Raw genomic sequence first — 24613 nt, 5'->3', positions numbered from 1 at the left:
AACATCTTATAGGTACTGACAAACGTAAGTTAATTATAAATTATGATCCGTGAAGAGAGGTGAACGCTATATGCAGGGAACGATTCTGGTAGTGGATGATGAACAGCCAATCGCTGATATTTTAAAATTTAATTTGGAAAAAGAGGGCTACCAGGTGATTTGCGCCTTCGATGGAATCAGCGCGGTGGATATCGCGGTCAAGCAGCAGCCTGACCTGATTCTGCTGGATCTGATGCTACCGGGCATGGATGGCATGGACGTATGCCGCGAGGTACGTGGGCATCAGCTCCAGACGCCGATTATTATGCTGACCGCCAAGGACGGCGAAATCGACAAAGTGCTGGGGCTGGAGCTGGGCGCGGACGATTATGTGACAAAGCCGTTCAGCACACGGGAATTGCTGGCACGGGTGAAGGCACAGATGCGCAGACAGCAACGCGGCGGGGCAGGCACGTCGGAAAGCCGACCGCAGGAGGATAAGCAGGGGCTGCGCGTGGGCGACCTCTTTTTTGATACGGATATGTATACAGCTTACAAAAACGGAACACCGCTTGACCTGACGCACCGTGAGTATGAGCTATTGCACTACATGGCGAAGAATGCCGGAAAAGTCATGACGCGGGAGCATTTACTCCAGGCGGTGTGGGGCTTCGAATACTACGGGGATGTGCGGACAGTGGATGTGACCATTCGGAGGTTGCGCGAGAAGATTGAGGAGAACCCGAGCAAGCCGGAGACCATCCTGACACGCCGTGGCCTTGGATATATCGTGAGCGGGGGCAAAGGTGGCCTGCGGGCATGAGATGGCTGTCTTTCTTTCGTACCATTCATGCAAAGCTGATTATTATCTATGTGCTGCTTATCTTGGTGGCCATGCAGCTGATTGGGGTCTACTTTGTCAGCTCGATGAAGAACTCTCTCACGAGTAATTTTACGCAGGATTTGCAAGCACGGGCGGAGATGCTGTCCGTGCTGGCGGAGCAGGATCTGAGTGGCAGTGACGGCAAAATGGAAGAAGACAGCGTGGAAAGCCTGCGTGCACGCGTGAATAATTTGTTTGATTTCAGCGGCGCGGAAATTCAGGTGCTGGATGCCAGCGGCAAAGTATTAATTACTTCTCAGGGTTCACACGCCGATTATGTCGGACGCAAAAATACGCAGACAGTGGTCAGCCGCGCACTCCAAGGTATCCGTGATAACGAGGAATACATGGTGGACGAGGATAATGTCCGCAAGAAGGTCGTCGCCAAACCTGTTATCAGCCAAGGCAAGATTGTCGGCGCGGTGTACATCGCCGCTTCGATGACCGAGCTCTACGATACGATGAAACGCATTAACAATGTGTTTCTTTCAGGTATGCTCATTGCGCTCGCGTTGACGGCTGTGCTGGGCGTGGTATTGGCCCACACGATTACGCACCCGATTAAGGTGATGACACGTCATGCAACGGAGGTTGCCGAGGGCAAATTCGACCAGCAGATGCCTGTATTTGGTGATGACGAGATCGGCAGGCTCAGCGTGGCCTTTAACTATATGACAGGCCGTCTGCGTGAGGCGCTGTCCCAAAATGAAGAGGAGAAGGAGAAGCTCTCCTCCATCTTGACCAATATGAGCGACGGTGTGGTCGCTACTGATGACAATGGCCGGGTCATTCTGGTCAACCGTCGGGCCAGCGCCATGCTGGGCGTAAACGAGAACGAAATGACTGGAAGGCATATCGCGGTACTGCTGGGGATCGACCCGGAGGAAACCGAGGCCCTGTATAGCGGCTCTTCGGCCTCCACGCTCTTGCAGCTGGAGCCAGCCGGTCAGGATGAACCCATTGTTATCCGTGTGACATTCACGCCGATTCATCGGCGGGAATTTGGCATTACGGGAACGATTGCCGTACTCCAAGACGTGACGGAGCAGGAGGAGATGGAGACGACACGGCGGGAATTCGTAGCGAATGTATCACATGAGCTGCGCACTCCGTTGACGACCATCCGCAGCTATGCTGAGGCGCTGGATGACGGCGCGATGGCTGAACCGCAGCTCGCGGAGCGTTTCGTGGGCGTGATCCGCAACGAGACAGAGCGTATGATCCGGTTGGTTACGGATTTGCTGCATCTGTCACGGCTCGATTCCAATGAGGCACCTTTGCGGATGCAGCCTGCAGATGTGATGGAGATGCTGGACGAGGTCGCAGATCGGTTTTCTTTTCAAATGAAGCAAAAGCACATTCGCTCAGGGATGTTCGTAGAGCAGGGAATCGGTAAAGTCGTGATCGACCGGGACCAAATTGAGCAGGTGTTGGACAACCTGATGTCCAATGCGCTGAAATATACGCCAGATGGCGGGAGTATTCGGATTGAAGCTCGCCGCAATAGTGAGGGGATGCTATCCATTTCGGTACAGGACACCGGGATTGGTATTCCCAAAAAAGATCTGGACCGGATTTTTGAACGGTTTTATCGTGTAGACAAGGCGAGATCGCGCAATATGGGCGGCACGGGGTTGGGACTTTCGATTGCCCGGGAAATTGTAAAGGCGCATGGGGGCCAGATTTTTCTGGAGTCGGAATACGGTCAGGGAACCTGTACGACCTTTACGCTACCCATGTCGAGTGAAGGGAGGGAAGCACAGTGAAGGAACGTTTGAAGTCCTGGACGCTTATTTTGCTGGTTGCTTCCAGCCTGATACAGACTTATTTTTTGATTTACCGCCTTCCGGGCAGTGATTCTGTACTCACTTCAGAAACGAACTATGTCAAAACCGAAAGCATGGGACAGGAGAAAAAGATTGAGAACCTCGTGTTTCCTGATAAAATGCTCATTCACCAAGGTGAGAAGAAGCATACCGTTTTTTATCCGGGTGTTACTTTTTACGATTTAATTTATACACGGCTGGAAAGCCGAAGCTTTAACAACTTTCAACGTCGAAGTATTCAATCGGCAGACTGGGCGCGGATTCGCAGCGAAAATGAAGGCATCGAATTATCTTTTTCAGGCGGAGTCCCGGTTTCATTACTGGAGCGGATCATGCGTCTGACGCCGGATTCGGTGTTTCAGGGAGAGACGATTAACCGCATCTGGATCTATATAGATGAAAAGAATGCCAAGCCGCACGCGCTCTTTTTCAGTGCCAGAGGCGATGTGGTGTATGAGGCGAACCAGTTCGATATGACGGTAGAGGACATCCGGCAGCATGTGAATTTCGGTAAAAATGCCCCATTGTACGAGCTGGTGGATAATCAGTACTACATTCCCGTGAATGACCTGGAAACTACACAGCCTGTGGTGTATGCCGGGTTGTTTACGACGGAGCAAATGCAGCGGAATTTGTTTTTCGATCCGGGGATTACGCGCAATATTCAGGAAAAGGACGGCTCCCAAATTTATACGGACAGCAAGCGTAGTCTGCAAATCAAGCAGGAGCAACGATGGATGAGCTATACCGATCCCAGTGCGCCGGGGGCGGGTGGAAGCAGTCCGATTAGGGATGTGCTGGCCGCGGTTGATTTTGTGAATCAGCATGGTGGTTGGGATGCTTCGTATCAGCTGAAATTGAAGAGCAGTGATGAAAATCGTACAACTGTGATGTTTCAGCAGTATTATGGTGCTTATCCAGTGCTGGACACACCATCGTTCCGCTTTGGTACGATTTCGCTGCAAATCCAGCAGGAAACGGCTTCTGTCTATGAACGTTCGTTGCTGTATCTCAAGGGAGGAGAACAATCCTCAAAGAAGGTTATGCTGCCGGGCGGCGAGCCCTTGAAAAAGCAACTGGAGACTGTAGGCAAAGGGAAGACGATTAGAGAACTGACTCCTGTATATCAGCCGGAGCTGATTAATGATGGATTGAAGCTTTCTCCTGAGTGGCGCGTTACGCTCAGTGACGGTTCTGTTGCTGAGATTCATGCTGTCCCTGTAACGACAGCATCGAATACAACACAAACACAGCCAGACCGGGAGACAAAGAGGTGACAGGAAGGGGGAACGGGAATGGATTGGAGCCGCGCCAAAAACGTACTGATCTGTACATTTTTGCTGCTCAATGTGGTATTGAGTTATCAACTGTGGCATGACGCGCAGGAAACGGTAGGGCCGAATCTGGATTTTACTTCATTGGATGAAAATACGCAGCGTTTAATGGAAGAGAAAAGCATTCAGGTGCTGGCTCCGATTCCCGGGGATACCCCGCAGCTGCCTAAACTTTCTTACACATACGTTCATAGTGGAGAAAAGGATGATCGTGTGCAGCTGGTGAAGCCGGTGGACAGCAAACTGGTATTCACCCATGACGCGCTAGTTGAGGCATTGGAGCCACAAATCAAGGATATCGATAACTTTCAGTATGATCCGCTGGATGTTCAGGAGGAGTTGGCATCCGGACAAGCAGATGCTTTTGTGCTCCATCCGTTGGTTCAGGGCAAGTGGCCGCTATTTAATGTGAAGCTGGCTCTGTTTTACAGCAATCAGAAAATTACAGGGTATCGCAAAATTAAGGTCGATCTCCAGCCTTCGGATGAGGCAAAGAAAATGCTGCCTGCGTCCAAAGCACTGGCAAGGCTGATTGACGGTTATTTGCCGCGCGACTCGATTGTGAAGGATATCCGGCTCGGTTATTACGGACAGACCTTTAACTCCGATAGCCAGGTGGCTGCCCCCGTGTGGCGGTTTATGATGGATAACGGGAAAGGTGTGTACTATGTGCAGATGAACGGAGATGTCATTAGTCCAAAGACAGAACATACAGAAGGGTCTTGAACAGATATGGGGATTTCATTTACCGTGCTGTCGAGCGGTTCGACCGGCAACGCTACCGTTGTGCGGAACGAAGACACGACATTGCTCATCGACGCAGGTCTCAGCGCGAAGCGTATTGACGAATTGCTGAAAGAACGCGATCTGAGCGGAGAAGAGTTGGATGGTATTTTGGTCACGCATGAGCATTCCGATCATGTTAAAGGACTAGGCGCCATGGCGCGTAAATATAATTTACCTATATATGCTAACGAGAAGACATGGTTTGCCATCAGCAATGCTGTTGGGCAAATTGCAGACGATAACCGCAGAATATTGGAGACAGGCGCAACGCGGGAATTTGAGTCATTACGCGTGGAGTCTTTTGGCATATCCCATGATGCGGCTGAGCCTGTAGGATATAGCTTTTATGATGGGGCAGAGAAGCTCAGTGTAGCGACCGATCTTGGCTATGTCAGCGACAAAGTGAAACAGGCGATATCAGACGCGGATGTATTGGTGCTGGAGTCTAATCATGATGTGGAAATGCTGCGTATGGGTCGTTATCCGTGGAACATCAAGCGCCGTATTCTCAGTGATATCGGTCATTTATCCAATGAGATGGCGGGCGCGATTCTTAGCGAGCTATTGACAGGACGTACGAAGCGAACGTATTTGGCACATTTGAGCCGCGACCACAATATGATGGAACTTGCGAAGTTGACTGTACGTGGGGCGATGGAAGACCGCGGCTGTTTTTACAAGGACAGTGAATTTCGATTGTGCGATACGTACTATGATCGTCCTACACCTTGGGATAAGGTAAGTGAGCCATAAAGCTGTCCAGCTCGGCGGCTTTGCGTTCTACCTCTTCACGGGTCACTACGCCTTTGTCCACCAGTAGTTCAATCAATGTACTTAGCGCCAGTGTATTGCGGTAATGCTCGTCTTTCAAATCCGCAAGCTTGGCAGCCATGTGAACTTCATCCATAGCCGAACGATGTGAATTCATCATATATTCCTCCTGTAAAAATATTTTAGAAATGGCGTGCAATGAGCTTGGTTCTGCCTGTGGTTTTGCCGGGTGCTGTGATACAATAAAGCTAACAACGGAAAGCTTTCTGAAGGAAGGCTCTCATCGAAAGTATAGGCAGCTTTAAACGGACGGGAATAGGCCAGAACGTCTCTATGAGACGATCATTTTGTAATAGAATAGAAGACTTGTTACTATTGTAGTCCATTGGTTTGGAAATCATTCCTCTTTTTTCCTCTATTCGGGGTCAGATTCGGCGTGTATGCTAATTTATGAGATTCGGTTGCTTAGGAAGGTACCATTTGTGGTGATTAATAAGTAGGCCGGAACGATTGGTTGCTGGATTCCGATGATAAGGGATATTCAATCCATTTGAGATGTTCAACGGAGCAGGTTCTCTGTAGCATAGGTTGGCGCAAGCCCGAATAGCCCTAATTTTTTAGTGAGTGTCGGTGCATGACAACGAAGGGGAGAGGATTAGCATGGGCTTGTTTGAGGACGATTTTTATTCAACAAAGGTATCCACACGTGCGGCTAAAAAAATGGCATTTAAGGCGCGCCGTGGAGGACGTGGACGTTGGCCACACAGGAAGCGTGGAGTAAGTCCGGTGCAAGCTGCTGTCATTAGCGGTGCAGTCAGTGCAGTGGTTGCTGTGCTTCTGTTCAGCTTTATTACAGGCCTGCCCTCCACTACGGCGGTAACGGGAGCCAGTCACTATCCCTTGCGGCAAGCAGCGGGTGATCCGTATGATCGGATTGTGCAGGCGGCAGCCAAGGTGCGCCCAGCCGTCGTCAGCATCGTGAATCTGAAAGAGGAAGATGGTAAAAGCACGGAACAATCCGCGCTTGGATCGGGTGTCATTTTCCGAGTGAGTTCAGGCAAAGCCTTCATTATGACAAATAACCATGTGGTCGAAGGATCAGATGATCTGGATATTGTAACGGTAGACGGCGTCACAAAAGAGGCAAAGCTGATCGGAAAGGATCGCATTAGTGATATCGCTGTACTCGCAGTGGACGATAAAGGCATTAGCACGGTAGCGGATATCGGCGATTCCAGCAAACTTCGTCTGGGTGAAACGGTCATTGCTATCGGCAATCCGCTTGGCCTGGGAGACACGCTTACCTCCGGTATTGTGAGTTATACGAATCGCATCATTCCGATTTCCATTAACCAGGATGGCGTATATGACTGGGAGCAGCATGTGATCCAGACCGATGCGGCGATTAATGAGGGAAACAGCGGCGGAGCGCTGGTCGATCTGGACGGACGTGTGATTGGCATCAATACGATGAAAATCGCTGATACAGGTGTTGAGGGACTTGGCTTCGCCATTCCCGCCAATGAGGTAATGAAGACGGTGAATGAACTGGTTGAGGACGGCAAGATCACCCGCCCTTATCTGGGGGTATACACGGTGGACCTAAACAATGAATATGCACCGCTGGATGAAACTCAGCGCAAGGAGCTCAAGCTGCCGGACAGCGTGAAAAATGGAGCAGTCGTTCTGGAGGCCCATGGTCCTGCCAAGGAGGGTGGCTTGAAGCTGAACGATGTCATTACAGCGTTTGATAGCGAACCGATTAACTCTACCCTTGATTTACGTCGCTACTTGTACGATAACAAGAAGATTGGCGATGAGCTGAAAGTTACTTTTTACCGGGCAGGCAAGGAAGAAACGGTGATGTTAAAATTAACAGATAAGCCGGAAGGCTAAGGTAACTTATAGGCTTAACTATAAAAAAAGGCGTTCACCGGCTCATTTCCGGGAACGCCTTTTTCGATCTTCTGCTGAGCCTTAGATTAGGATGTCGTTCCCGTTACACGGGTTCCGCTCTTGGTGATTTTGTATGTCACCACATCGCCGCTCCAAAAATGGAACTTCAGCGTGACTTCACCATCTTTTACACTATTAAAAAATTCAGGTAGCAGCTTGATGCCATTGGCATCATAGGCAGGGGCAAAAGTATTGCCAAACTCTTTATAAGGCGTCCAATCCTGTGGACCGGCATTGCCACCATTGGTATAAACGGCTTCCATCGTGGCAAGCTGGCTACCGCGGAAGTCCGTTGGAATGGTAAAGGTTTGTGTAGTCCCTTCGACAGCACTTAATTTTGGGGTATCATACACGACTACTTTGAAGTTCCAGTCTGCCCCCTTGTTAAACTTAGCGGTAATGACGGCATTCTCCCCATATTTACCGGAAGTGGTCAGGCTGGTGAGCAAGCTGGCTTTTAAGGTTAATGTATCTCCGCTCAGCGTATAGTCGGTGCCCTGTGTTAGTTGCTTACTGCCCACACTGAGTGTTTTCAGCTGATTGCCATTCAGGTTTAAGGTGACCTTGGTGTCCTGAGCAGAGGTGTCTTTCTTCAAGTGAATGAGATCACGGTCTGCATTGGAGGAACGACCTTTTAGACTGGCTTTAATAACATTAATGAGCTCAGGATCAGACCATTTGTACGTTGTGCGGTTAAAATGCTGGCCGTTATCCCAGAGTATGCCTGTTATTTTCTTCTCTTTCATGTAATAGGTTAAATACTCGAAGAATTTCAGCTTTTCGCCTTGTTCAATAACGCCTGTATTTTTATCGAAGCCGAGTAGACCGAATTCACCTACAATAACCGGAATACCTTTGACTACAAAGGTGTTATAGACGTTATCAAAGGTTTGGATGATATCGTTTTTAGTATCTTTATCAAAAGTAGTATGGCCCGCAATATTTACACTGAAAGGCCAATAACCATAATAGTGGACGGTGGCAATCAGATTGGGATCATTCAGCTTGGTTATCGTGTTATACAGCTCGTTGATTTTGGCCTGAGCAGGTGAAGTATCCAAGCCAGGCAGAACAAGGGGACGAGTGGCATTCTTACCGCCAGAGGCGCGGACAATTTTGTGGAAGGATACATTCAGTTCTTGGAGCATCTGATTCATTTTCGCTTCATCCGTAGTCCCTCCTTCGGAGAAACGGGGTTCGTTAATACTTTCGAACATCAGCTTGTTAGGTTGATCTTTAAAGCGCTGGGCAATTTGTGTCCATAATGCCTTATAGCGAGCCAGCACCTCATCATGTTTGGGCTCCATACTGCTTACCCACGTCCATGAATCATGATGGACATTGATCATGACGTACAGATTAGCATCCAGTGCCCAGCGAACAACCTCTTCCACACGGTTCATGTAGGCAGACTCAACGGTATAGTTTGGTGCTGCTCCAATGTGCTTATCCCAGGTGACCGGGATGCGTATGCTTTTGTACCCTTGGGCAGCAATTTGCTGGATCAACGCCTGGGTAATGCGCGGATTGCCCCAGGCTGTTTCATCCGCCCCCACAGCATCCAGAGAATTTCCTAAATTCCATCCAGGCTGCATGGCTTCCACATACGATTGCATGCTGCTCGCAGCCGCAGCTTGTGGTGCTTGTCCGTCAGATTCGGCAGCAGCGGCAACGGATGCGAACGTAGATAACAATAAGGTGATGGCAAGCGTCAACGACAGCAATGAAACGGGTCTTCGTTTTAACATAACAGGCCCCTTTACAAAGTTATTTTTGAAAGCGCTTTCCTATAAAACACTACCATACTATTTGAATATGGAATACCTGTATAATTCATGTAAAAATCATGTGTTAATTAGATATTTTAATTTTGTAAGCGTTATTATTGAAAAAATACAGAAATGAGTGTAGAATCTATGGCCCTACGTGGATTGTAGTATAGGATCGGATTTGTAAATACAAAAGAAAGAAGGAGATGAATATGAATAAGTGGGACACGGAAGAGGCCATTCGACGCTGGGATATGCATGCAGAAAACTTTACTGCCAAGTACACGGAGGAAGGAGATCGATCTCGCGAAGTACTGCTAAACCCGGCATTGCAAGCCTGTATGGGACCTCTCGGGGGCAAAAAAGTGCTGGATGCCGGCTGTGGCGAAGGCTATCTAAGCCGTAAAATGGCCAGGGCGGGTGCGTTGGTAGAGGCTGTCGATTACTCGACAGAGATGCTGAGGCTAGCCAAAGAGCGAACGCCGTCAGCATTGGGAATTACATATCACCACGGCAATCTGGAAAAGCTGGAGATGTTCGGGGACCAGAGCTTTGATCTGATCGTGTCCAATATGGTCATACAGGACTTGGCTCATTATGAGCAGGCGATTGCCGAAATGCAGCGATTATTAGTTCCAGGAGGCCGCTTTATTTTTTCTATTCTGCATCCGTGCTTCCAGACGCCACAGAGTGGTTGGGTGAAGGATGAGACAGGGAAAAAACTATATTGGAAAGTGGATCAATATTTCAACGAAGGCCCATTGGAGCAAGCGATCCCTTATGATCAGGAAGAAAAAATTTTGTACTTTCACCGTACGCTGAGCAGCTATGTACAGACCATTATTGAGGCGGGTTTGCTGTTGGAAGGGATGATCGAACCCAAGCCTTCTGCCGAAATGTTGGAGAAATATCCCCATTTTCACGAGGACCTTAATGTCACTAATTTTCTTATTTTTACAACCAGACGTTTGGGGTAAAAAGCAAGCCCTTTCCTTTCCGCGTCAAGTGTGGTAGAACAAAAGAAGGCAGTTTTGGCACACCTACAACAGGAAGAGCTTCAAACGGAAAGGGATGCAATTGGAATGTACGTGGTATGTAAAGAGCATGTGGAACTAGCAATTGATATGTTCGTCGATGAATACGAGGATGCACCGGATGTCGTCGATCTTAAGGAAACGAAATTTTCGGATTGGGACCCTCCAGTGAAGTGCAAGGAATGTGAGAAGAAAGCAGAGTTTTTGGTCGTCTAAAAAACAAGCACGGGCGTTTCGGGCAGAAACGTCCTTTTTGTATACCAGGATTTATTGCAAAAATACCCCATACATAGAGCTATATTTATTCCCACCACGTACTGAGACAGGAGTGAACGATGGATGGACCCTTTGCTGCATTCACTATTTCGTCCGCTTCAAGTCAATGGAAGTGATCTCTCCACGTATTATATCGAACAAAAGCCGTCTGCTGTGCTAAAAGCTTACGTGGCCTGTTATTGGGAGTCCGGTCCGGCTAATAGGGTGGTAGAAGAGAATCTAGCAGCTTCGTGCGAAGACACCGCTTTGTTAAGCTTGCCGCATGAAGAAACCATGGAGCGGGTATTACCTGACGGCTGTACGGATATTCTATTTGAATACGACCCGGTGAGTAAGCGTCAGGAACTCTCGTACTGTGGGACATTTACGCAACCGTTTGTGTCTGCCAGACAAGCAGGGTCCGAGACACGCATTTTTGCGGTGCGATTTTTTCCCGGTGGGGCACATTATTTTCACGGTATGCCGACTCATTTGTTTACAGGTGGTAATTATCGCTTGGAAGATCTCTGGCCCGAAAGCATCGCTGTGATAGGTGAGCGCATTATGGAAGCGCAGAATTTCAATGAACGGGTGCGCATAATGGATGAGTATCTTAACCAGCTTCTGCTGCGCCGTAGGATAAGCGATTGTGACCTGATGAAAAACTTGCTGCATCGCATCTTTGTGAGCGGCGGGAGTGTGGGGGTTAAGGAGCTTGCGGAGTGTGAGGCGATCAGTGAAAGACAGCTTAACCGCAAGTTTGGGCAGTGGATCGGAATCAGCCCCAAAAAGTTCAGTGAAGTCGTCCGCTTCCAGAGCGTTCTGCACAGTATCAAAGGCGGCGGGGGTCTGGATTGGACGGAGCTGGCATTGAAGCACAGCTTTTTCGATCAAGCGCATCTAATCCGTGATTTTCGCAGGTTTTATGGAGATTCCCCGCTTACCGCGGCTAAGGATTTACGGAAGTTGTCCGATTTTTACAATACACGCCCAGAGGCTTCGGCTATACTCAAAATATGAATAAGAATGGCAAAGGAGAGATGTGAATATGAGTGGAACACTGCAAGTTCGCGATCATTTGCTGAATGAGCTGGAGACCGGAGTACGGACAGGGGAAGCCTTAATCCGTAAAATACGTCCAGAGGATTGGAGCTTTCGTCCACAGGATAATTTCCGTTCGCTGCTGGAGTTAGTGCATCACTTTGTGCTTATTCCTGCTTCGGATCTTGCGATAATGCAGGAGAAGTCTGAGGGTGAAGTGGGAAGCATTGAAACCAGCTTGTCCGGGGTGGAAGATCCCGAGCGCTTGGCTACAACTTTCAGACAGAATTTTGAGGCTTATAAGGCTTATATTCTTTCGCTTAGCGAAGACGATTATCTGAACCGTTCGACGAAGGCCTTTTATATGGAGCACGGACATCTACAGGTTCAATGGCAGATTGAGACCGTAACCCATGTGTTCCATCACCGTTCGCAGATCTACAATTATCTGAAGCAACTGGGACATGAAGTGAACTTTTTTATGTTGTACGCTTGAGTATCTTTTATAAAAGGTTTGGAGGGCACCTGTGAGGTGCTCTTTTTTTGTTTTATTCAAGGCTTTTTAGGGTGGAATGGCTTAGTCGAACGCACGTGAAACTTCTTTACTAACTCGTCTGAGAATGCCGATTTGCTCTTCATTCAATCTGCTGGTCAACGTAACAAATTCATCTATTGCCTCTTGCCGAATCGTTTCGTCTGTAGTCATATGTTCTTTGGAAAACATTAATTCACTGATAGACACGTTTAAGGCAGTTAACACTTTCTCCAAGGTATCAATCGAAAAGTTTCTTTCGCCTCTTTCTAATGCACCAATATATCTATAGTCCAAGCTTGCGATGTCAGCCAGTTTTTGCTGTGTAAGTCCCTTTGCATTTCGAATAGCCCGGATTCTTGTACCCATTTGCTTGCGTAATTCTGTCATACTAACCACCTCATAACAAGCTTATGGAAGATGAAGTGTAAAAGTCAGGTAGAAAAGAATTATTCAATTCTTTTTTGTTGTAACTCAACTAAAGCAACAATATTTTTTGTTATAGTAGTAAGAATTTCGAGCTCTGTTGTTTCTCTTGAATTTATGAGTAACATAAGTTCATTTATGATCTGTTTTCGATCCGTATTTTCATCGAATTGAAAAAGTTCAAAGGCTGGAACGTTTAATGCTAGAATTATTTTTTCCAACGTCTCCAATGAAATATTTCGATCTCCACGTTCTACTCCACCCATATAACTGTAATGAAGTCCTGCTGCTTCTGCCAATTGTTCCTGTGTCCATCCTTTAGCTTTTCTTAGTTCTCGTATTCGGTTTCCGACACTTTCTGGTAAACTCATGTAATCACCTCCACTTAAGGTTAGAAGAGGAGAGAATATCGTTACAGACCATCTTATACAAAATAAATACATATAAAACTGTACTTTTAAGTACTATTTATATTGACCTCCTTTTTCACTTTCTATACAATTGGTTATGAATGGAAATATAAGGAGGGGCTACTCTTGAGAACTTCTATCCTGAAATCACTCAAACCGGACATCATTGTTGAAATGTTAGAGATGGCTGTGGTTTTTGAAAATTGGAAAAAGGTGATGGATACGGCAGATATTTTGTACCAATGTGTACAGCGTATCTATGAAGAACGGCAATATCATAAAGCAATGAAGTTATCCATCCCGCATGTCAATTTAGAACGTCCGTTGGTATACTATTTTGGTTTCAGTCACCTGATGTGTGGAATGGCTCACCAGAACCAGGGTGCATATGAGCAGGCAAGGGAGTGCATCTATAAGTATGCTGAGCTGGGGTGGATGGAGGATTTAGAGGAAGAAGACATTCAGGTTGTCGAGGAATTCAGGTTTTTAGCCAAAACTAATTTATATGCAGTAGATATTTTGTCTGGAAATATAGAGCTTGTCGAGGAATACGTAGCCTTTTTGCAGGATAATCTAGAGGAAATATTACCGGGACTGAATACCATATTACAGACAGCGCTTATGTATCATTTGGATGTGACAGATATTTTACATACGTTTGCAGAGCAGATTGATGAATTTGAGAGTTATGAAGACGCAGAGAACATATCTTACTATTATAGCTACTGCTATCACTTGGCTTTGTACTATCGGAAGTACAATAGATTACAGGATGCAGTGGGACTTACTGTGCGGGCGATGCAACTAGCCGATCAGTCGGGTAATGATGGTCAATTTAAGAGATGTACAGCATTGTTTGAATCATTACGGGAGTCAGCGACAGCGGAGCAAATCAGCGGATATCGACAGCTGCTAATGCAATGTCTTGATGAATACGAAACGGAGAGGAAATAGATAGGTAAGAGACGTTTCAGGTGCTAAAATAACTATGTTAAAGGTATCTTTTCATGTTAGGGATCGTAAATACGATTTTACATTATCATTCGACATAGATAGGGGTATGGAATTTGTTTATTCAGCTTATAGGTGTTGGCAAGTTAAAAGAGAAGTATTTGGTCATGGGCATTCAGGAATATGCCAAACGGCTAGGGCCATACATCAAGTTTCAAATGATTGAGGTAGCGGACGAAAAGGCTCCCGATACACTGAGCGAGGCGGAGGTTCGACAGGTTAAGGAGCGAGAGGGAGAGCGCATCCTTGCTCATGTGAAAAGTGAAGCACACGTGATTGTGCTCGCCATCGACGGCAAACTGTGGAGCTCCGAGGAACTCGCAGAAGAACTGGACAAGCTCGGCACCTACGGTACAAGCCATGTTGTCTTCGTCATTGGCGGCAGCCACGGACTCTCTGACGAAGTCCTCCGTCGCGCCCAGCAGAAGCTGAGCTTCGGAAGGATGACTTTGCCGCATCAGCTGATGCGATTGGTGCTGGTGGAACAGATTTACCGGGCGGTGAAGATTAATCGCGGTGAACCATACCACAAGTAATAGTAAAGCAGAAGCGGTCCATATTTTTTGGATAGCATAATGATATAATTTAAACGGGAGGCGATGATTTCTTATGGCAACGGCAGATCAAATTTAAATGTTGTTAAAGCTCATATTCATACTCCTGAGCAGTCCATAGATTTGTATACTCCAATCTTAACTAAGATTAAGGTTAGTACTCCTATCTCTGTAAATAAATATTAGGAATATCAAAGGGCTATAAAGTTAAGCTGTTTTCTTTTCATATTTATCATCTTAATTACAGGGAATTTGATGTTTGCCGAATCCCCACACGGCTCATATGCTTGAATTGTGAGCAAACAGCTGAGGTTGGAGGGGAAAGTTAAAATGTTATCGTGGGATGAAGTTCAGGATCAGTACAGATCTTGTATTAAGATGGTAGCGAAATTTAAATCTTCCATTGTGGAAAATATATGAACTAGTGGTATAATGAAAAGGCCTCATAGAAATTGTGTTGAGGGTTTATGGTGAACAGTTGTCAAGCTTTATCCAAGCGACATTTCTTGCGATTCCTATCAAGCAGGCAATAGCGACGGACAAGGTTAAGCAACTCTGCATATGGACATCGACACCTCCATGTGTATCTAACTGCCATTCTACTATACACTCTATAGTATAACTAATAAGTGAATTAAGTAGCCTTGTTGTGTGATAGAAATTGAGCACAACGAAAATGGTTCTTTTGAAGTCTAGAAATAGAATCCAATTGAGACTAAATGTATGCAGGTGAGGGGTAACTGAGTATGATTCAGAGTAATAGGCTACGATTACAAACCCTTACTTGCTCTGCGAAAATTGATGCAAGTAGATTTCGGACTAAACGATATACCCATTTCGACAATAAAATATCCATCAATAGAGTAATTAATGACATAACTAATCCATGTTGGGTAACAAAACATGGATTTTATCCATTTATCCATTTCAAAATTGAATTCTTTAAATATAATAAGGAAAAAAAAGAAAGAAAATCTAAAACACGAGATATATATTACGCTTCACATATTGATAGTTATATTTACAAATATTATGGAGATAAATTGAATGATAAATATAATGATATAGTAAAGAAGTTAGCTATAAATGAGGTAGCTACTGCGTACAGAAATAATTCGAGTGGAAAGAGTAATATCCACTTTGCTAAAGAAGTAATTGATTTTATTAAGAGTCAAAAAAATGCTTTTATTTATGTTGCTGATTTTACTAAATTCTTTGATGAACTAGACCACAAATATCTAAAAAGGCAGATACAAGTAGTATTAGAGGAAGATAAATTGCCGGATGATTATTATTCCGTATTTAAAAATATTACTAAATTTAGTTGGGCCGAAAAAGAAAAAATAGAAGCTGTCTTGAAAAAGAAATATAGAAACAAGGATAAAAGAAAGAAGTTAACTAGATATTTTGACGAAAAAGATTTTAGAAAATTTAGGAGCTCAGATAATGAAAATATTAAGTTTAACAAAAACGAATATGGAATACCTCAAGGAGCTGGCTTAAGTTCAGTTTGTTCAAACATATACCTTTTGGATTTTGATAAAAATATCAACGAGTATGTAAAGGGTAACAACGGCTTATATAGAAGATACTGCGATGATTTAATTATTGTGATACCTTTTGATGGGGAAATTGAAAAATATGATTATAATGTGCACATGGAGTTTGTAGAAGATATAAAAATACAGACCCCTAGATTAATTATTCAACAGGAGAAAACAAAAAAGTTTATTTATTCAAATAGTCAGATTTTCGATGAGAGCTTTAATAAAGGAACTCTTGATTATTTAGGTTTTTCATTCGATGGACATAATGTGAAAATTAGAGAGAAGAGTTTATTTAAGTTTTACAGCAGGGCGTATAGGAAAGTTCGATTATGTAATTGGAAAGCAGATGAGCATGAGAGGAAGAAGCATAGAAAAGGTCTCTATAAAAACTATACCCATCTCGGGAAGACAAGAAAAGAAGGATATGGGAACTTTATAAGTTATGTTTCGAGAGCACAAAAAATATTTGATGTTAATGCTACAACGCACAATCTAATGGAAACTCAGGTTGAAAATCATTGGAAGAACATAACAAAGCGATTAAACGATCCATCAAAATAAAAATATGGGCGGAACGATTCGATTATTATTTTGTACAAAGGTTTAATTGAGAGTACATTTCCAGATCATTTTTTCATATTGCAAGCCCGAGATAGATTCATAAATTAAGTATTAGAGGCATCCATTTATGGGTGCCTCTAAATTTAGCCGTTATAGCGTGTAAGGTGAACCGTATTACAAGTAGGGCGAAATTTAAGCCAGCAGATGAGGTGTTTAGATATGTTTAGATCTTTCATGAGACCACCGCTTATGCTTGGTGCATCTGCTCCTTATCTTTTAACCAAAGACAATAGCTTCTTTCTTAGTTTAGGGTCTGTAGCGTAAATATAGAGTCCATGGATACCGCGCTTCATCAACACATTAATTGAATTTAAAATGATATCTTGTTTAGCTTGTTGTATTTCCTGCACAGAGAGATCACTTCGTGAGTTAAAGGCGCCGACATCCTTATATTTAGTTGTATCAATAAGGATTTGGCCCGTATGTTCATCATACCCGACTGAAGGACCTAGTATGACACCTACATAATTTAAATCAAAGCCTTGGATGGTATAGATAGAACCTACTTCATGAATCGTATCCTCTTTCTCGGCCCAGGTCGTGCCGCTAACTGGAATATTCCAAGGCATTTTCAATCCGTCTGTCTCAACGTAGTATACCTGTCCGTCCTTTTTGTGTTCATAATCAAAGGTCGCAACTATTCGGGACAAGCCAAACTTTTTGTTTTTGTCCTCAATCGCTTTCTTCATTTCAAGAGCATTGCTGAAAATCTGCAAGTCATATGTATTTTGACTTACTTGTGGCATGTTAATCAGCTTCTTTGATACAAAGCTGTCAATCCAGTTAACAAACTCAGGCTTGGCATTCATTCGGAATTGATCTTCTAAACGAAAGGTTTTAGAATGATATTTTTCAGTAATTTCTTTTAACATTTTTTTGTTCCAGTAGCTTTTGATTCTTAGAACCTGTTTCGGGTCAAAAATGACGATCGTTATTTTGCTTTTCTTGATAATTTCCTCGAGATGATTATTCCCTTTGAAGTTGTTATATCGATCTTCCTTAGTTAGAAGCAAATGGGCTTCGTCTACTAAGACAATATTTGCTGACGTTATTTTTTGATCATTAATGAATGTTGTGGGCTTCATAACTTTGTTCTTTTTAATATTGGGAAGGCTTTTAGCTAGACTATGATAAGTCTTTAGCATCTCGCTATGGTTCACTAATAAGTAATTATTTGTACCGTACAGAATAGAGTCACTGTCATTGGCATAGTCCTGAATAGTATTGAACAGAGAACTTATTAGCACACTTTTTCCGGTTCCTGCTTCACCTTCAATAATTAATACTTGCGACTCCGTTTTTTGAATATTTTTCTTGCAGAAATTAAGGATTTGATTCTTAATCTCAAACTGCTGATCGGATAGTTCTTTAAAGGGCGAGAGCTTATAGGTATCCCTATTCTTTAATTTTTCAATAGGTTCTTTTACAATTTCTTCATCTCTGAGTTTTTCCCATATTTCTGTGAAAACACCTTCATTGTAGTAATGCTTTCGATAGTAATTGTGTACCTCACTTTTTACCGTCTGGCTGACATTCTGAAGCCTGTATCGATTTTCTGCGATCAAATAGTTAATTAAATTAGTCTCAATATTATAGGTCGCAGACTGGTGGAATCGTTTATGTCCAATAAGTATGGTTTGCTTAAGGCCCTTGCGCTGGGGATTACCCAAATGCTTTTTTAAGCGCCGTTTAAATTGAACCGTTTCGCCAACATAAGCCTGGAGCGAGTGTTGATTATAAAGAATGTAGATAATGGGATGGTTGGTTAGCAAATCTTCCTCTATTTGTTGTGCGTCATGTGAAGAAAAGCCTATTTTTTTAAAAATAAGTTTATTAGTCATGTTAGCCACCTGTAGAATCTAGGAAATTAGTAAAGACTACTTCAGTATACTACAATTAAATGCTCTGTAAGATGTGCAGCTCTTAAATAGTTAAGGGGTATGCGTGGCAGCGAAAATGATCCTAAGTTTATCTACGCAATTTATGAAAAAAGACCCCCTCTCAAAACCAACTCCTACCCACTCTCCCGATTTGTATGCTTTAATAAAATGAGCAGTATCAACAAGAAGCGTTGAAAGTGGGATTCTATGAAGCGACTAACGATTGGCCTGTTCGCCCATGTGGATGCAGGTAAGACAACTTTTGCGGAACAGCTGCTGTACCATACGCACAGTATCCGGTCGCGGGGGCGGGTGGATCATCAGGATGCGTTTCTGGACAGCCACGACATCGAGCGGGCAAGGGGTATTACGGTATTCGCAGATCAGGCGGTAATAGAATATAAAGGAGACAGCTATTATTTAATAGACACGCCCGGACACGTCGATTTCTCCCCGGAGATGGAGAGGGCGATTCAGGTCATTGATTATGCCATCCTGATTGTAAGCGCAGTTGAAGGTGTCCAGGGCCATACTGAGACGGTCTGGCAGTTGCTGCGCAAGCATCGGATTCCGACGTTCTTCTTTATCAACAAGACGGATCGGATCGGCGCGGATGCAGGCAGAACCGAGGCGGATATCCGTCAGCAGTTGACGGGGGAAGTATGCTGCATTACACAGAGCTTCGCTGACGGCATAGTCGGCGAGCCGCTACGGGAGGCCATGGCGGAGCGGGACGAAGCCTTGCTGGAAGCATTCCTGGAGGGGAGAGAGGATTCCGGCTTCTGGCTGGAGGCCTTGCAGAGGATGATAACGGCGGGTCTTCTCTTTCCCAGTGCATACGGCTCTGCGCTTCAGGATGCAGGCGTCGTTGAATTTCTGGATCAGCTGCATCTGCTGACGACAACCACTTATGACGAGAATGCTTCGTTCCAGGGGCGGGTTTATAAAATTCGGCACGATGCAGGCGGAGCGAGACTCACGTTCATTAAGGTGCTGGGTGGTCGGCTGAAGGTGAGAGAACAGCTTAGTTACGAGAGCGGCGGGGTTCAATATGACGAAAAAGTTACGCGGCTCTTCTTGTTTAACGGTCTTAAATCGCAGCCGGTGGAACAAGTGGAAGCCGGCGATTTGTTTGCGGTTGCGGGATTGTCCGCTGCTGAGGTTGGACAAGGTCTGGGGTCGATATCAGACAAGTTAGCTTACGAGTCGGAGCCGACGTTACAATCGAAGGTAGTATTCGACAATTCGATACACGTACAGAAGGTGCTCGGTGCTTTTCGCACGCTGGAGGCGGAGGAGCCGTCTCTGAACGTCGTTTGGGATGAGAAATTGCAGGAGATTTCTATCCGCGTCATGGGATTGATTCAACTGGAAGTGCTGGAGCAGCTTGTTAGAGAGCGGTTTGGCTTTGCTATCTCTTTTGGACAACCGGAAATCTTGTATAAGGAAACGATTCAATCGGCTGTGAAAGGGTACGGCCACTTCGAACCGCTCAGGCATTATGCGGAAGTGCATTTGCTGATTGAACCGGGAGCAAGGGGCAACGGCATCATGTTCGATAGCAGATGTCATGCTGATGATCTGAATGTCAGCTATCAGAATCTGATTCGGAATCATCTCTATGAACGGGAGCATCACGGACTGCTGACCGGCATGCCAGTCACCGACGTAAACATTACGCTGCTGAGGGGCCGCGCGCATAAAGAACATACCCATGGTGGCGATTTTCGTGAGGCTGCCTTTCGAGCACTACGGCAGGGTCTGGAGAAGGCGGACAACGTGCTGCTGGAGCCTTTTTACGATTTTAAAATTAAGGTCGCTATCGATGAAATGGGCAGGGTGCTGTCCGATATTCAGCGTGCTTCAGGTATTTTTAATCCACCGCAGACAACCGGAACGCAAGCGGTGGTCACGGGCAGGGTGCCTGTGTCGACTTTCATGAACTACAGTGCCGAATTTGCATCCTTTACGCATGGACGAGGCAGTATCCGCTGCGTGTTCAGCGGCTACGACCGCTGCCATAATTCGGAGGAAGTCATAGAGCGGATGGGCTACCGCAAAGGGGCGGACCCACTGTATACATCCTCCTCCATCTTTTGCGCCAAGGGGGCGGGTTACTCGGTGCCATGGGATGAGGCGGAAGCCAAGATGCACCTTGAATTAGAACCTTAATCGCCCATATTTCCAGGATTCAGGTAGAAAGTAGGTAGATTTAGGACAAACAATTTTTATAATGGAAATAAGATGTATATTTTATAGGGCTAAGGGGCGAATGTCATGAAACCCATGCAAGGAATAGAGGCGCTGGTGGCGGAAATTGTCGATGTGGCTAGGACATCCTTTCGCACTCTTTTTGAAAATGGCGAACGTTACTATTACTGCACGCTATTCACTTCTGGAGAGGGACATGCGCCAAGCATCTCCGCCTGGTCATGGGAGGCCTTGGAGAGGGAAGCGGTCAGGCAAGGAGACGAAAGCGACACGCCGGGATCAACGATTGCGGAACTCATTAAATGGTCCTATGCCGATTCACCCTATTGTTGTTTCAGGGATGGAAACTTCGATGAGGTTAAACAATTGTTTATGGAGCGTCCTTCTATTGCGGAGCTTGAGGCTGACGAAAGGAATCGTGAGTTTGATTCGAGGCTGAAGGCCATGGAGCTGGCGATGAAAACGCTCGATGATGAAGGCGTGTTTGCCTTGAATCAACCGCGAGAGTCTGTATGTGTCCTTGTCGAGGTTATGCCGCCGGATGAGATCAATACCGAAATCGCCCTACGTTTGAATCGGGCGGAGTCTCCGGCTATGCGAGCATGGCTGGCGGAAGCGGCGGAGTAAGGGCGTTCGCGTTTCTTGAGGGAGAGTTGTAAAATGCCTAATCATCAAGCGATTTTTGGCGTGCGTATGTCCCATTCGCACAAGCAGGCAGCCCGCCCCTGGCGTAAACTGAATTATAATCAGTGAGCGAGGTGAACTTCCATGGCACAATCGAAAGAGATGCGTGCACGGGCTAAGAAGTTTCAGGGCCGTCCGGTCTGTGTCACCCTGCACAGCGGAGAGACTTACGTCGGCTACATCACCGACGCTAATTATGGCGGGTTAGTACTTGCCAGCGCCGGAGTCCCCCCACGCGCTTCTTCCGGGAAGCAAGACTCCCGATCTCTCAAACGCAGAGCTGGTGCGCATGCCCCGGGCGTCCGTCTCGGCAACCGGAAAAGCGGCGCGCGTAAGCCGTCTGGCCGTTCGCGATCCCGCAAGCCGGACGCCAAGGTGTCGGCATTCCTGCCGATGATGGGCTCGCTATTAGGCGGCCTGGGCGGCTCCACTGCGGGCGCAGGAGGGCTTGGCGGTATGCTCGGCGGCGGCTTGCGGCTGTTCGGCATGATCCAGAAATTTGTCCCGGTCGTGAAGATGGGCTACGGCATGATCAAGTCCATTCGCCCGTTTCTCGGCGCCGTTAAAGGTTTGATGCCCCCGGCCAGTCCGGCCACGCCGGATAACGAATAATCGTGTCCCTGTGAACTTTAAGCCCCCATTGAGTGGTCAAAGGGGGCTAGCCCACACCATCACTTTCTAACAAGAATAAAAATGATCACGTTCTTTGTCATTAAATTTGCCAAGTTTCCGTATCCTAACAAATTCGTGTTGGCCCCCATATGGATTCCTTTCATATGCATTTTTTGTATGGTAATCTAAGGTGGTCCAGGGGACCTTAAGAGAAGCTACAATGAAAGATTAATTAAAGATACATATCATTTTAAAGAAGTACGACCCATAGAAAAAATAATAAAATTGCTGGATAAGCAAACAAGGAAACCTGGCTATGGTCAACAGGAGGGTTCAAATATGTGGTTTAGGAAGAAAGAAACGCAACTGGATCGAATAAATAACAAATTGAGTCAAGCTATGCGCAAAGATGCGGACTTCTCGGTGTTTGGAGCATCCTCACATCAATATAGGGTTAAAGAGAAGCTTACAGCAAAAGAGCTGGCGGACTGGCAAGTCCACAATCAGGTCATACTTCCTGAGCCTTACGCGCTGTTTTTAACGAAAATCGGCAACGGAGGCGCCGGCCCCTATTACGGAATTTATCCGATTGAAAAGGCAGCTTCCTATACCGAGCGCCAGGCACTCCTTGCAAAATCTGTTCTGCATCCCGGGATGACCAAAGAGGAATGGAACCATCTGATTGAGCCCCTGACCAAGGATGAGGACATTCCCGATGAGGAATACGACGACACCTGTAATAAGGTGTTGGGCGGTATGTTGTGCATAGGCACACAAGGTTGTGAATACGACATGTATCTCGTACTTGAAGGGAAATACAGGGGGAGAATTGTGTACACCTCCGATTTTCATCCCGATCATCCTTTTTTCTTTGTCTATGAAGACAGCTTTCTGGACTGGTACGAGCGCTGGCTGGATGAAATTATTCTGGATTATGATATCGGGTGGTTTGGCAGTCGAATGCCGGGTGATGAGAATGCACTGATCCAGATTTATCAGAGCGCTCCAAACGAAGAAATCCAAGTCAAAGCGCTTGATGGAATGTTCAAGTTTAAGAAGGTCTCTCAGCTAACCCTTGCTTTTTTGAAAAATATTGCGGAGCAAAGCCCCAAAAATCGGACCACAGCCATTTGGCTCATCTGCAAAACTTCCTTTGACACGGGTAGAAAATATCTTCTGGAGCTGTTGCAATCGGATGAACATGAGGATTTTCTGCAAGCTTTACAGATTCTGCACGCTTCCAGTAAAACTGAGGATTTAACGGAGTTTATTCTAGTGATCTTGCAAAGGCTTGACAGGATTCGCGACCCGGAAACGTTGCGTTATGCAGGGTATATCTTGGAAGATTACGGTGCGATTACGCTCCAGAACTTTGCGCCTTTCTTGTGTCACGCGGACCCCACAATGCAAACTACTGCCATCTATGCCGCGCGCAATTGCGAAAACAAGCTGGGAAGCTGGCAGATCATTGAACAGATGCTGATGGGGGGCGGCCCGCAGGTTCTGAATAACTTGATTTTATACTGGGACATTATTCCACATGAGAAGTTGCTACCTTACTATAAGGCGGTATGGCCGGAATATAGAAGAAATCCGAATTTCAGAGAAAAATTTATCGGCTGTTTGCGAGAACTGCATTTGCCAGATGATTATTTCGACAAAGACGAATCGTGAAGAAGGTGTACATGAACCACCCCAAGGTTGTCTCCTCCATTCATACAGAGGTTTTGTTTTTCCATAAGCATGAATAAGAATGTGGACTAAATGCTAATGCTTGATAGAATATCATTCTATATGGTTGTATTCAGGATTTTATTAAGGCGGATTGGGGAGGTAATTATGGGAAATACGGATAAGTTTGAAATGATAGCGAATATATATGACACTTCGGAAAGAATTCAAATTGCAAAGGCATCATCTGATGCCATTCGTGAATATGTAGTTGACGCTAATAGTAAGAATGCTATTGATTTTGGGTGTGGAACGGGTCTTGTCGGAATGAACTTGTTAAACGATTTTAATTCTATGCTTTTTCTGGATACTTCACAAAACATGATTAATCAAATAAAGCAAAAAATTACTGATCTTCATATTCATAATGCAGATACAATATGCTTTGATTTTGAAAAGGAAGGTCTATCGGATCTTCATGCGGACTATATTTTTATGGCTCAGGTTCTGCTCCATATTCATGATGTTGAATTCGTTTTATCCAGATTATTTGATGTTCTAAATGAGGGAGGACATTTACTAATCGTAGATTTTAATAAAAATGAAAAAGTAGTTTCAGATATAGTTCACAACGGGTTTCATCAAGAAGAGCTGGCTGACATTATGACTAAAATAGGGTATAGAGATATTCAATCCAAAACTTTTTATAATGGAAGTAAAATATTCATGGGACAAGATGCATCTATGTTTATTCTTGATTCTCGGAAATAAACTTTTAGGCAGAAATCAACTCTCCTTATAGTTAGCTTCTAAGGTGCAA

General features: G+C 45.3%; 23 protein-coding genes. 18 read left to right on the top strand and 5 right to left on the bottom strand.

Going from position 1 to position 24613, the window contains the following annotated elements; genetic code table 11:
• Nucleotides 1–70: 70 nt before the first annotated feature.
• From yycF to MKX30_RS19630, 5 genes are read left to right on the top strand one after another with little or no spacing between them, the layout of a single operon-like run.
• A complete protein-coding gene (gene yycF / locus MKX30_RS19650) occupies nucleotides 71–802 on the top strand; it encodes a response regulator YycF (RefSeq protein ID WP_023991124.1) in 732 nt (243 codons plus the stop codon).
• The gene (gene walK / locus MKX30_RS19645) at nucleotides 799–2628 is read left to right on the top strand and encodes a cell wall metabolism sensor histidine kinase WalK (protein ID WP_160788382.1); all 1830 of its coding nucleotides are present in this window, start codon (nucleotides 799–801) and stop codon (nucleotides 2626–2628) included. The genes yycF and walK overlap by 4 nt, the downstream gene beginning before the upstream one ends.
• The gene (locus MKX30_RS19640; protein WP_341063306.1) at nucleotides 2625–3965 is read left to right on the top strand and encodes a YycH family regulatory protein; all 1341 of its coding nucleotides are present in this window, start codon (nucleotides 2625–2627) and stop codon (nucleotides 3963–3965) included. The genes walK and MKX30_RS19640 overlap by 4 nt, the downstream gene beginning before the upstream one ends.
• An 18-nt stretch (nucleotides 3966–3983) precedes the next feature.
• Nucleotides 3984–4748, top strand: coding sequence for a two-component system regulatory protein YycI (gene yycI, locus MKX30_RS19635; RefSeq protein ID WP_023991121.1), 765 nt, complete (start codon nucleotides 3984–3986; stop codon nucleotides 4746–4748).
• Nucleotides 4749–4754: 6 nt separating this feature from the next.
• Complete coding sequence (locus MKX30_RS19630) at nucleotides 4755–5561, top strand: MBL fold metallo-hydrolase (protein ID WP_023991120.1); 807 nt, start codon at nucleotides 4755–4757, stop codon at nucleotides 5559–5561.
• Here the strand turns inward: MKX30_RS19630 and MKX30_RS19625 are convergent.
• Nucleotides 5530–5736: a hypothetical protein gene (locus tag MKX30_RS19625; protein ID WP_028540967.1), complete on the bottom strand. Its 207-nt coding sequence runs from the start codon at nucleotides 5734–5736 to the stop codon at nucleotides 5530–5532. The two genes, MKX30_RS19630 and MKX30_RS19625, sit on opposite strands and share 32 nt — an antisense overlap.
• A 503-nt stretch (nucleotides 5737–6239) precedes the next feature.
• Here MKX30_RS19625 and MKX30_RS19620 point away from each other — a divergent pair.
• Complete coding sequence (locus tag MKX30_RS19620; protein WP_340958881.1) at nucleotides 6240–7475, top strand: S1C family serine protease; 1236 nt, start codon at nucleotides 6240–6242, stop codon at nucleotides 7473–7475.
• Between the two features lie 86 nt (nucleotides 7476–7561).
• On the opposite strand, the gene MKX30_RS19615 is transcribed toward MKX30_RS19620, so the two are convergent.
• Nucleotides 7562–9283, bottom strand: a complete 1722-nt coding sequence (locus MKX30_RS19615) for a cellulase family glycosylhydrolase (RefSeq protein WP_339201198.1) — start codon at nucleotides 9281–9283, stop codon at nucleotides 7562–7564.
• 233 nt (nucleotides 9284–9516) lie between these two features.
• Here MKX30_RS19615 and MKX30_RS19610 point away from each other — a divergent pair, with 233 nt between their 5' ends.
• The 4 genes from MKX30_RS19610 (at nucleotide 9517) to MKX30_RS19595 (ending at nucleotide 12130) form a co-directional block, all read left to right on the top strand.
• Complete coding sequence (locus tag MKX30_RS19610; RefSeq protein WP_341063305.1) at nucleotides 9517–10281, top strand: class I SAM-dependent methyltransferase; 765 nt, start codon at nucleotides 9517–9519, stop codon at nucleotides 10279–10281.
• A gap of 105 nt (nucleotides 10282–10386) precedes the next feature.
• On the top strand, nucleotides 10387–10554 hold the full coding sequence (locus MKX30_RS19605; protein WP_013373879.1) for a CxxH/CxxC protein: 168 nt from the start codon (nucleotides 10387–10389) through the stop codon (nucleotides 10552–10554).
• Between the two features lie 123 nt (nucleotides 10555–10677).
• On the top strand, nucleotides 10678–11613 hold the full coding sequence (locus MKX30_RS19600) for an AraC family transcriptional regulator (RefSeq protein ID WP_068939288.1): 936 nt from the start codon (nucleotides 10678–10680) through the stop codon (nucleotides 11611–11613).
• Between the two features lie 28 nt (nucleotides 11614–11641).
• A complete protein-coding gene (locus MKX30_RS19595; RefSeq protein WP_068939286.1) occupies nucleotides 11642–12130 on the top strand; it encodes a DinB family protein in 489 nt (162 codons plus the stop codon).
• An 81-nt stretch (nucleotides 12131–12211) separates the two neighbouring features.
• On the opposite strand, the gene MKX30_RS19590 is transcribed toward MKX30_RS19595, so the two are convergent.
• Together MKX30_RS19590 and MKX30_RS19585 are read right to left on the bottom strand one after the other, a co-directional pair.
• Entirely contained in the window at nucleotides 12212–12556 is a 345-nt protein-coding gene (locus MKX30_RS19590) for a helix-turn-helix domain-containing protein (RefSeq protein ID WP_068939285.1), read from the bottom strand.
• Nucleotides 12557–12615: 59 nt separating this feature from the next.
• Complete coding sequence (locus MKX30_RS19585; protein ID WP_068939283.1) at nucleotides 12616–12963, bottom strand: helix-turn-helix domain-containing protein; 348 nt, start codon at nucleotides 12961–12963, stop codon at nucleotides 12616–12618.
• A 165-nt stretch (nucleotides 12964–13128) separates the two neighbouring features.
• Between MKX30_RS19585 and MKX30_RS19580 the strand changes: the two genes are divergently transcribed.
• The 3 genes from MKX30_RS19580 to MKX30_RS19570 all read left to right on the top strand — a co-directional run bounded on the left by MKX30_RS19580 (nucleotide 13129) and on the right by MKX30_RS19570 (nucleotide 16675).
• Complete coding sequence (locus MKX30_RS19580; protein WP_341063302.1) at nucleotides 13129–13956, top strand: DNA-binding protein; 828 nt, start codon at nucleotides 13129–13131, stop codon at nucleotides 13954–13956.
• Between the two features lie 113 nt (nucleotides 13957–14069).
• Nucleotides 14070–14549, top strand: coding sequence for a 23S rRNA (pseudouridine(1915)-N(3))-methyltransferase RlmH (rlmH, locus tag MKX30_RS19575; protein WP_013312768.1), 480 nt, complete (start codon nucleotides 14070–14072; stop codon nucleotides 14547–14549).
• Nucleotides 14550–15313: 764 nt separating this feature from the next.
• Nucleotides 15314–16675, top strand: a complete 1362-nt coding sequence (locus MKX30_RS19570) for a reverse transcriptase domain-containing protein (RefSeq protein WP_258296437.1) — start codon at nucleotides 15314–15316, stop codon at nucleotides 16673–16675.
• Between the two features lie 269 nt (nucleotides 16676–16944).
• Here the strand turns inward: MKX30_RS19570 and MKX30_RS19565 are convergent, their stop codons facing one another.
• On the bottom strand, nucleotides 16945–18576 hold the full coding sequence (locus MKX30_RS19565; protein WP_076295160.1) for a DUF2075 domain-containing protein: 1632 nt from the start codon (nucleotides 18574–18576) through the stop codon (nucleotides 16945–16947).
• A 246-nt stretch (nucleotides 18577–18822) separates the two neighbouring features.
• Here MKX30_RS19565 and MKX30_RS19560 point away from each other — a divergent pair, with 246 nt between their 5' ends.
• The 5 genes from MKX30_RS19560 to MKX30_RS19540 all read left to right on the top strand — a co-directional run bounded on the left by MKX30_RS19560 (nucleotide 18823) and on the right by MKX30_RS19540 (nucleotide 24564).
• Nucleotides 18823–20787, top strand: a complete 1965-nt coding sequence (locus MKX30_RS19560; RefSeq protein ID WP_341063299.1) for a translation factor GTPase family protein — start codon at nucleotides 18823–18825, stop codon at nucleotides 20785–20787.
• Nucleotides 20788–20892: 105 nt separating this feature from the next.
• A complete protein-coding gene (locus MKX30_RS19555) occupies nucleotides 20893–21453 on the top strand; it encodes a DUF4303 domain-containing protein (RefSeq protein ID WP_341063298.1) in 561 nt (186 codons plus the stop codon).
• 141 nt (nucleotides 21454–21594) lie between these two features.
• The gene (locus tag MKX30_RS19550; RefSeq protein ID WP_341063296.1) at nucleotides 21595–22122 is read left to right on the top strand and encodes a hypothetical protein; all 528 of its coding nucleotides are present in this window, start codon (nucleotides 21595–21597) and stop codon (nucleotides 22120–22122) included.
• 339 nt (nucleotides 22123–22461) lie between these two features.
• On the top strand, nucleotides 22462–23796 hold the full coding sequence (locus tag MKX30_RS19545) for an SMI1/KNR4 family protein (protein ID WP_341063294.1): 1335 nt from the start codon (nucleotides 22462–22464) through the stop codon (nucleotides 23794–23796).
• A 165-nt stretch (nucleotides 23797–23961) separates the two neighbouring features.
• The gene (locus MKX30_RS19540) at nucleotides 23962–24564 is read left to right on the top strand and encodes a class I SAM-dependent methyltransferase (RefSeq protein ID WP_076264601.1); all 603 of its coding nucleotides are present in this window, start codon (nucleotides 23962–23964) and stop codon (nucleotides 24562–24564) included.
• Nucleotides 24565–24613: the final 49 nt, after the last annotated feature.

Origin of the sequence: Paenibacillus sp. FSL P2-0173, from assembly GCF_038008045.1 — a bacterium.
Classification (GTDB): domain Bacteria; phylum Bacillota; class Bacilli; order Paenibacillales; family Paenibacillaceae; genus Paenibacillus; species Paenibacillus polymyxa_B.
Note: the sequence above shows the minus strand (reverse complement) of the source record. Positions and strands in the feature narration are given on the sequence as shown.

Bases quoted from the DNA above. Each gene is read 5' to 3' on its own strand.
- walK (WP_160788382.1), top strand. From the start codon at position 799: ATGAGATGGCTGTCTTTCTTTCGTACCATTCATGCAAAGCTGATTATT.
- MKX30_RS19560 (WP_341063299.1), top strand. From the start codon at position 18,823: ATGAAGCGACTAACGATTGGCCTGTTCGCCCATGTGGATGCAGGTAAG.
- MKX30_RS19605 (WP_013373879.1), top strand. From the start codon at position 10,387: ATGTACGTGGTATGTAAAGAGCATGTGGAACTAGCAATTGATATGTTC.
- MKX30_RS19585 (WP_068939283.1), bottom strand. From the start codon at position 12,963: ATGAGTTTACCAGAAAGTGTCGGAAACCGAATACGAGAACTAAGAAAA.
- MKX30_RS19595 (WP_068939286.1), top strand. From the start codon at position 11,642: ATGAGTGGAACACTGCAAGTTCGCGATCATTTGCTGAATGAGCTGGAG.
- MKX30_RS19615 (WP_339201198.1), bottom strand. From the start codon at position 9,283: ATGTTAAAACGAAGACCCGTTTCATTGCTGTCGTTGACGCTTGCCATC.
- MKX30_RS19625 (WP_028540967.1), bottom strand. From the start codon at position 5,736: ATGAATTCACATCGTTCGGCTATGGATGAAGTTCACATGGCTGCCAAG.
- MKX30_RS19600 (WP_068939288.1), top strand. From the start codon at position 10,678: ATGGACCCTTTGCTGCATTCACTATTTCGTCCGCTTCAAGTCAATGGA.
- yycF (WP_023991124.1), top strand. From the start codon at position 71: ATGCAGGGAACGATTCTGGTAGTGGATGATGAACAGCCAATCGCTGAT.
- MKX30_RS19545 (WP_341063294.1), top strand. From the start codon at position 22,462: ATGTGGTTTAGGAAGAAAGAAACGCAACTGGATCGAATAAATAACAAA.
- MKX30_RS19570 (WP_258296437.1), top strand. From the start codon at position 15,314: ATGATTCAGAGTAATAGGCTACGATTACAAACCCTTACTTGCTCTGCG.
- MKX30_RS19540 (WP_076264601.1), top strand. From the start codon at position 23,962: ATGGGAAATACGGATAAGTTTGAAATGATAGCGAATATATATGACACT.
- MKX30_RS19610 (WP_341063305.1), top strand. From the start codon at position 9,517: ATGAATAAGTGGGACACGGAAGAGGCCATTCGACGCTGGGATATGCAT.
- MKX30_RS19565 (WP_076295160.1), bottom strand. From the start codon at position 18,576: ATGACTAATAAACTTATTTTTAAAAAAATAGGCTTTTCTTCACATGAC.
- MKX30_RS19555 (WP_341063298.1), top strand. From the start codon at position 20,893: ATGAAACCCATGCAAGGAATAGAGGCGCTGGTGGCGGAAATTGTCGAT.
- yycI (WP_023991121.1), top strand. From the start codon at position 3,984: ATGGATTGGAGCCGCGCCAAAAACGTACTGATCTGTACATTTTTGCTG.
- MKX30_RS19630 (WP_023991120.1), top strand. From the start codon at position 4,755: ATGGGGATTTCATTTACCGTGCTGTCGAGCGGTTCGACCGGCAACGCT.
- MKX30_RS19590 (WP_068939285.1), bottom strand. From the start codon at position 12,556: ATGACAGAATTACGCAAGCAAATGGGTACAAGAATCCGGGCTATTCGA.
- MKX30_RS19550 (WP_341063296.1), top strand. From the start codon at position 21,595: ATGGCACAATCGAAAGAGATGCGTGCACGGGCTAAGAAGTTTCAGGGC.
- MKX30_RS19620 (WP_340958881.1), top strand. From the start codon at position 6,240: ATGGGCTTGTTTGAGGACGATTTTTATTCAACAAAGGTATCCACACGT.